The sequence below is a fragment of the Rathayibacter sp. AY1F4 genome (genome assembly GCF_002931775.1).
GTDB lineage: Bacteria > Actinomycetota > Actinomycetes > Actinomycetales > Microbacteriaceae > Rathayibacter.
The window spans coordinates 1-699 of the sequence record NZ_PSVE01000052.1; the positions used below are offsets into that span (position 1 = coordinate 1).

Below are 699 nucleotides of genomic sequence, written 5' to 3' on the forward strand. Positions count from 1 at the left end.
CGCCCCGTCCACCTTCGCCGCCTCGTAGAGGTCGTGCGGAATGCCCTGCAGACCCGCGAGCAGCGTGATCATGTAGAAGGAGTAGCCCGCCCAGATGTTGATCACGGTCACGGAGAGCAGCGCGGTCGCCGGCGAGGCGAGCCACTCGACGCCCTTGTCCGTCAGGCCGAGGGAGATCAGCGCGTAGTTGACTACGCCGTTCGGGTTGAGCAGGAGCCGCCACAGCACCGCGATGATCGCGACGGTGAACAGCCACGGCAGGACGTAGACGACCCGGAACAGCGACTTCGCCACGGTCGGGACCAGCGGAGAGTTCAGCAGCATCGCGAACCCGAGCCCGAGGACCAGGTGCGCGGCGACGCTCGCGCCGACGAAGACGATCGTGTTGCCGGTGGCCTTCACGAATCCCGGGTCTCCCAGGACCTCCGCGTAGTTCGCGAGTCCCACGAAGACGGGCTTCGGGTTCGTGATCACGTTGTCGAAGAAGGAGTACCCGATCACCATGAGGACCGGGACGAGCATCAGGACGATCATCACGATCGCCGTGGGGGAGAGGTAGAGGTACGGGGCCAGGTCGCGGCGGTGGCGGCGGGGTCGGCCGGCGCTGGGCGGCGGCGCCTCGGTGTCCGGGGCGGGGAGCGTGCTCAGGAGGGAGACCACGGCGCTCGTCCTTCCGTCGGTGAGGGGTGGGGGAGGGAC

1 protein-coding gene is annotated in these 699 nt (G+C 68.2%); it reads right to left on the minus strand.

Features of this window, described 5'->3' with window-relative positions:
- Positions 1–660, minus strand: a 660-nt coding sequence (locus C5C59_RS16950; RefSeq protein WP_258062816.1) for a carbohydrate ABC transporter permease, incomplete at its 3' end; no start/stop codon positions are given.
- Positions 661–699: the final 39 nt, after the last annotated feature.